The sequence below is a fragment of the Acinetobacter sp. AG1 genome, from assembly GCF_001005525.1.
In the GTDB taxonomy this organism is placed as follows: domain Bacteria; phylum Pseudomonadota; class Gammaproteobacteria; order Pseudomonadales; family Moraxellaceae; genus Acinetobacter; species Acinetobacter modestus.
On the sequence record NZ_LBMZ01000100.1, the window covers coordinates 48,589 to 56,453 of the forward strand.

Annotated in this window: 3 protein-coding genes; 2 read left to right on the forward strand and 1 reads right to left on the reverse strand. The window is 36.5% G+C overall.

Annotation, left to right across the window (positions count from 1 at the left end; all coding sequences use genetic code 11):
• The first annotated feature begins 66 nt into the window (after positions 1–66).
• Positions 67–6,159, forward strand: coding sequence for an SdrD B-like domain-containing protein (locus AAV96_RS05675; protein ID WP_046738619.1), 6,093 nt, complete (start codon positions 67–69; stop codon positions 6,157–6,159).
• A 68-nt stretch (positions 6,160–6,227) separates the two neighbouring features.
• A complete protein-coding gene (locus AAV96_RS05680; protein WP_227505825.1) occupies positions 6,228–7,346 on the forward strand; it encodes an OmpA family protein in 1,119 nt (372 codons plus the stop codon).
• A 55-nt stretch (positions 7,347–7,401) separates the two neighbouring features.
• Here the strand turns inward: AAV96_RS05680 and AAV96_RS05685 are convergent.
• Positions 7,402–7,865, reverse strand: a 464-nt coding sequence (locus AAV96_RS05685) for a TetR/AcrR family transcriptional regulator (RefSeq protein WP_046738624.1), incomplete at its 5' end; no start/stop codon positions are given.

A 7,865-nucleotide genomic window follows, 5' to 3' on the forward strand; every position in this document is an offset into this window, starting at 1 on the left:
CAGGTGTCCACAACAATAATTTTAAAGTTTTTTTATTTAGACTATTTAGTTGAAGGGTAGAGCGCTGTGCTACAACAGAAGCAAATTCGTGTAAGTCGAAACATGTCTTTCATGTTATCAACGTTGACAATATCTATATTGTCTGCGCAGTATGGTCATGCCGCGAATATTCCTGATGTAGGTAGTAAAATCAAAAACGTTGCTTACGCAACTTTTACAGCAGCAAATGGTAAAGAACAACAATCAGTTTCTAATACAGTCGAAGTTAATGTTTCAGCTTTGTATGCTATTACTTTAACTACCCCACCAGTACTCGATGTTGAACCTAGTGTGCGAGTAATATGGGCCAATACTTTATCGAATAATAGTAATGCACCTGTTAATGTTCAGCTAGAAGCATTAACAATTAATGAATTAAACAATATTAAAATCTACATAGATAGCAACAAAGATGGTCAATTTGATACGAATGATCAACAATTAACAACTAATGTAGCTTTACAAATTGGCCAAAGTGTCAATTTGTGGGTTGTTGCTACTACAAGTTCAAATTTAACCGAAGGTCAGCAATTTAATTTACCAATTACAGCAACAGTTGTTGAAGACAAAACAGCAATTGCAACTGCTATAGATAGTGCAATTAGCTATGGTGCAAAATTAGTTGCAACTAAAGAAGTACAGCAAAAAACTTTTGAGCCTTCTGCAAGTGCAAATTATGACTTAAATTACACGCTCAATATTAGCAATGAGGGTAAGAAGCCAGCTAGACCAACCGATGTCATGGTCGATGGTCAAACACAAAAGATGGTTTTGTTGGTTGATGATTTACCGCCAAATACAACATTTAAATCCGCTTTAGTAAAAAATACTCAAGCCAAAATTTTATACAAGCTCGCTAATAATAGTTATAGTACTATTGCTCCAAGTGACATTACACAGATCAACCAGCTTGTTGTCGGTTTTCCACAAATCGCTGCAAATACATCTGAGCAAGTTGATCTTGTTGTTAGTATGAACCGCAATATTGCAAAAACCACAGTAAAAAATACTTATAAAGTTTCATATGCTGTAACTGATAGTCAAAAAGATGTTTTATCAAACGTTGCATCTACTTTAGTTAGTGGTTCAGCAGATATTACAAATAATTCGAGTGATTTTAAGAGTATTTTGGCAACTGGTAGTGTAAATAAACCACTGAATATAGAAGCTAAGAATGCAAGTTGTAATGCAGATCGTTATAGTGCAGATCGTGTTAAAATTCGAATTAAATCTACAAAAACAGATGATTTAGAAGAAGTTATTGGTATTGAAACTGGGCCAAATACTGGTGTATTTCGCTATACATTACCAACAACACTTTCAGATAAAGGTATTCAACGTGATGCTGTTTTGCAGACACTTAAACGTGATAAAGTTGATATTAGTTTAACTGACTGTTTGGATGCGCAAGGCCAATCTACAGGAACAATTACCGACATTAATACAAGTGTGTTAATGGATCCGTATGGTACAGTATTTGATGCTAAAACGGGTTTACCTGTAGCCGGTGCTACAGTTACTTTATTGGATCAAAATGGTCAACCAATCGGTGATAATATCGCATTTTCGATTGATCCTGTTTCAGGAAACAAAGTTTCTATTCCAGCATCACAACTTACAAATGATGCTGGTGAATTTATCTACCCACTGGTGAAAGCAGGTACATATAGTTTTATTGTAGACACAAAGACTATTCCGAGTAATACACCATACCACTTCCCTAGTGATACCAATGTATATCCAATTTTTCCAGCTGATAAAGCAGTTAATTCAATATGGTCATATGCAGGTAAGTTTACTCTTAATGATAATGATCCTGCACTCAATATTGATATTCCAATTGACCCTGAACTTCCAGCTAACAGTTCTACTTTATTTGTAACAAAAAAAGCCAAAAATAAAACTGCAGAGATTGGCGATTTCGAAGAATATACTGTTAAGGTTGCAAATCTTGGAACTGTAGATTTATCAAATGTTTCGATTACCGATAAACTCCCTAGAGGCTTTATTTATGTTCAAGGCTCAATGCGAGTTAATGGTAATAAGGTAGAAGATCCATTAGGTGGTAAGGGGCCTTATTTAACACTTGGATTAGGTACACTCACTCCAAGTAAAGACCTTGAAGTAAATTATCGAGTTTATATTGGACCAAATGCACTCAATGGTGATGGTATAAACCGTGTACGCGCTAAAGATAAAAATGGTGTTGAGTCTAATGAAGCATCAGCAAAAGTAGAAGTCACACCTGGTATGATGATGTCTGAAGGTTTTATCGTAGGTAAAATCTTCACCGACTGTAATCGGAATGGCATCCAAGATGCTGGTGAAATAGGTGTTCCTGGTGTTCGTATTTATCTTGAAGATGGTAGTTATGTTATTACTGATAGCGAAGGTAAGTATGACTTCTATGGAATTAGTGCAAAAACGCATGTTTTAAAAGTCGATCGTACAAGTTTACCAATTGGTTCTGAATTAGTATTAATAAATAATCGCCAAGCAGGTGATCCAAATAGCCGTTTTGTCGATTTAAAACGTGGTGAATTGCATCGTGCCGATTTTGCGATAGCTGAAGGTGTTGGTCAATGTTCAGAATCTTTAATTGAACGAGTGCTAGAGCGTAAAAAACGTATTGAACAAGATAATACAAATTTAGAGCAAATATTACGTTCTGATTTAACGATTGATCCAATTTTTTCTAAAGTTACGGATGTTCGTGGACAGCCATCTAGTGGCTGTATTTCAGCAGTTGGAGTTCAGGCAAATTGTAATCTTGATTTTTCAAAAGAACAAATTAAAGAAATCAAGCAAATACAATTTGAGCCAGAAAAGTCTGGTGTTCAACCATCTGTCGCTTTACCGAGTTCTTCAACTCTTGCTCTGCCAAATGAAGAGTCTGTAGATACTGTTAATCCTGCGAAAATGATTAATCTTGAAGCAGCTTTAGAAACGGCTGTGAATAATCAACTAGAAATTTTAAATCTTAAAGATGGGCAAGTATTGCCTTATCCTCAGACCTCTATTCAGGTTAAAGGTGCAGCAGGTACTCAGCTTGAGCTTTGGGTAAATGGAACTCGTGTTCCTGAAAAGCGCATTGGTAAACGTGCTGTATTGCCGAACATGCAGGTTTCAGGTTTAGACTTTATCGGTGTTGATTTAAGTACAGGTCACAACACCATCGAAGTACGTCAAGTGGATATGATGGGCAATACTCGAGACATTAAACGTATTAATGTTATTGCACCTGATCAGTTAGATAAGTTGCAACTTGAGCCGAGTAAAACGATTCCACAGGCAAATGGACGTGATCGTTTTAACGTCAATTTAAAAATTGTCGATCGACATGGTACGCTTGTATCAAACCGTACACCTATCACCTTAGATAGTTCAATCGGTAAGATTGACTTAGTAGACTTAGATCCAAAACAGCCAGGTATCCAAGTATTCGTTGAAGGTGGAACTTTACTTGTTCCAATTCAAGCGCCAATTGAAGCTGGTGAAGGAACATTATCGGTTGAAAGTGGTATCTTCCATTCAAGCACACCTATTCGTTTCTTACCTGATTTAAGACCGATTATCGCTGTAGGTATGGTCGAAGGTTCTTTTAATTTCAAAAAGTTTGACCCTAAAGAACTGAGTGGTATTAATTCAAATGATGGTTTTGAAGAAGAATTAAATGAGATTTCAGCTTCAAAAGATGGAAAGCGCAATATAACGGGTCGTGCTGCATTATTTTTGAAAGGTAAGGTAAAAGGTGAATACCTGCTTACACTTGCATATGATTCAGATAAAGATAAAAACCAAAGATTATTCCGTGATATTCGTCCTGATGAATACTATCCAGTTTACGGTGATTCTGCTGCCAAAGGCTTTGATGCTCAATCTACTAGTAAATTGTATGTTCGTGTCGATAAAGGACGTTCATATGCAATGTATGGTGACTACGTAACTCGTACTGAAAATGATGAGGGCCTATCTTTAGGTCAATACAACCGTTCATTGACAGGTGTTCGTAGTACAGTAGAAGCTGATAAATATAAAGTTACTGCGTTTGCTGCACAGACAAATTCACAACAAGTTGTGAATGAACAACGTGCTATGGGTATTTCAGGTCCTTATAGTTTAGGTAATGGTGTTAATGCGCAAGACGTGCGTGAAAACAGTGAAAAAGTAGAAGTTATTACGCGTGATCGTAATAATTCGGGTTTAATTATTGCACGTACAAGTTTGACTCGTTTTACTGATTATGAGATTGATACTTTCAGTAATAGTATTTATTTGAAAGATCCTGTTCCAAGTGTTGATGCTGACTTAAACCCAGTATATTTACGAATTACAGTTGAATCTGATCAAGGTGGTGAAGAATATACGGTTGGTGGTGTGTCTGGTTCTGTAAAAGTCACCGATAAAGTTAAACTAGGTGGTTCTTATGTGAAGAGTAATAACCCACTAACTCAAGATCAGTTAGCAAGTGTGAATACTGTCGTTAAATTTGCCAATGATAAAGGTAAATTCATTGCTGAGTTTGCTCGTTCAGAGAATATTAATGATGACTTAAATTCATCGACGTCAGGTAATGTGAAACCAGATGCAACTGGTAAGTTATCGGGTGATGCTGCACGAGTTGAATTAAACTATTCTTATAAAGACTTGGAAATGAAAGTTTATCATAACCAAGCTGATAGAGAATTTTATAATACAGCGGCGCCTATTACTGCTGGTCGTAAAGAAAGCGGCATTAAGGGACGTGTACAATTAAATAAAATCGGCTTAGCTAAGCTTGAAGCGATTCGCACAGAAGATCAGTTAAGTGGCGTAAATCAAGGTGTATCAGCAAGTATTGAACGGGCAATTAACCGTATTTTGGCTGTAGAACTTGGTTTAAAGTATTATGATGAGTCATCTAATCCAGCAACACTGAATACAACACAAGTTGCACCATATCATGGTGTCACAGTTCGCTCTAAATTAATCAGTCAACTACCTTGGCAAGGTTCGAATGTCTTTGCTGAATATGAACAAGACATTTCTGAAGCGGATCGTCGTATTTTTGCGTTGGGTGCAAATTATCAAATTAATTCCAAACTCCGTGCTTACGCGCGTCACGAATTAGTTTCAAGTATTAACGGTCTTTATGATCTAAATAGTAATCAACGCCGAAATGTAACAGTATTTGGTCTTGATAGTAAATATAACAATAATGGAACAGCCTTCAGTGAATATCGTGTTCGGGATGGTATTAGTGCGAGAGAGGCTGAGGCAGCAATTGGTTTACGTAATCGTTGGGAACTTGAAAAAGGTTTTTATGCCAATACGAGTTTTGAACAAACTAAATCATTATCAAATGCCAATAACTCAAATTCTGATAGCACAGCAGCATCTTTAGGTATTGAATATTTAAAGAACCCTAACTGGAAAGCGGTTGCTCGCATTGAAGCACGTTGGACAGATCAATCAGATACGATATTGAACAATTTAGGCGCTGCTTATAAATATTCGGATGATGTGACATTATTGGCAAAAAATGTCGTTAGCCTAACAGATAGTAAAAGTAATAGTGGAGGTGATCGTTTAGTAGATCGCTTCCAATTAGGATTGGCTTATCGTGATACAGAACACAATCGTTTTGATGCACTAGCTAAAGTTGAATATCGTTATGATGATAATAAAACTGATTTAACTAAACCATACCTTAAACATGTTTATATTTTCTCGAACCATTTAAATTATCATCCAACACGTGATCTTACATTGTCGGGTCAATATGCGGTGAAAAATGTGCAGGCTACATTCTCTGGTTTAGAGTCTACAGGTATGACACATATGTTCAGTGCAAGAGCTATGTATGACATCAATGAAAGATGGGATGCAGGAGTACACACAGGTGTATTATGGTCTGATATGAGTTCAGGGCGTCGAGTTCTCGTTGGTGGTGAGGTTGGGTATCTTGTTGCAGCAAACTTATGGTTGTCAGGTGGCTATAACTTCTCAGGTTATAAAGATGATGATCTGGTAGATAGTGATACTACAATTCAGGGCGCTTATGTTCGTTTTAGATTCAAGTTCGATGAGAATCTATTTGCTGGTAATAACGCTGGAATAAATGCTTCGAGAGAACCATAAACATGAAATATCTTCACAATAATTTATATAAAATGTGTTCTTATTTTTATATAGGGGTTTCTGCTAGTTTGCTTGCAGTAAGCACTTCTGTATTTGCTGAGTCTGCATCTGAGCAAATTATTGTTGGAGAGCAATCTAGTTCTTTGGTACAAGATGTCAATCAACAGAAGCCTTATAATCCTAAAGATAAGCAAGTTGCGGCATTACAAACACGTCTGATACCTTATTTAAAACCATCAGAAAATATTGCATATTATCAAGCGATAAAAGCCTTATCGTGGTTAAGTTACGCTGCTCACGAAGCAAGTGAAAAGAGTCCAAGTTCTGCGAGAATTGAAGCGCTGCAACAAGCAAAAATTATTATTGAGGCCTTAGAACAAGGACAAATTGAAAAATTTACGCTGACAACAGCTATTCTTTCTGAATCAAGTGTTATGCGCAGAGACCTTTGGGCAAATGCTGAATTATTAAAGCAAACGGAAGGTTTTTCATGTGCTCAGGCTGAGATTGCTCAAGCAGAAGTGATGTTGGTTTGGGCAGCAGCAGAACATTGTGAACTTGGATGGCGGCACTCAAGAGAATTGTTTCTATCCGCTCAAAGTTTAATTGATCAATCAAATCTCAAAGCATCTGCGTGTAAGTCTGCAACAGCATTAGAATTACCTAAAATTAATTATCCATCTTTACAAGAATTGAATGGTGATGCTAAAGGTTGTCATGGAGTTAAAGGGAAGTGGCCAATTTGGTCGCCTGAACAGAAAGTTATCGCTGAACCACCAGTAGCTAAAGTTCCATCAAATGTACCAAATGTAGTTCACTTCGCCTTAGATCAATCAAACTTATCAAAAGAATCGATTGATGTGTTAAATCAAGTTGTAACATTCTTAAAAGATAATCCAACCTACACCTTGACTCTGTACGGTTTTACTGATGCTCGTGCAAGCGAACAATATAATTTAAAACTTTCGATGAGACGAGCACAGAGTGTACTTGCATACCTTCAACAACAAGGGATTCATTTAGATCGAGTTGCAGTTGAGGCAAAAGGTAAAAATCAAACAATTAACGATGAAAATCAGAAATTTGGTCATGCATTAAGTCGTAGAGTCGAATTAGTCTATGTTGATCCAGAAGGTAAAGAAGTATCAACTTTCAAGCAACGTCAGGATCTCCAAGTAGAAAAATAACTCTCTGTTGAAAACAGTGAAAGTACGTTAAAAAGAGAGCTGTAAAGCTCTTTTTTTAACGTTCAGCTTTAGCTAATTCTGCATCAATATAGCTAATAATCATCGTGCTTAAGCCTTTGACCATTTCATCGAAACTAATTTGTGGATTAGGCAAAATGAGATGTCGTGCTACATTAAAAATACTACTATTGATACTGATATAGGCTGTAACACTCAAATTGCTCACTTTCAAATATTTAGGGTGGCGCATCATGTATTTCATTAGAACCTCCATCAATGCCATTTCAATTTGTCCAATATAGCGCTCATATTTAAGTTCAGTTGCATATCGTAGACAGATGAGATAGCGATCATTATCACGGGTAAGTAAGTCACGAAAAGTATAGAAAATCATTTCAAATAATGGTTCTAACTCCATTTCGACAATAATAGGTGTCAGTTCTTTAACCATGTCTAGAACTTCTTTGACAAATGATTTTGCCATCGCATCGTAGATTTCTTCTTTATTTTTAAAATATT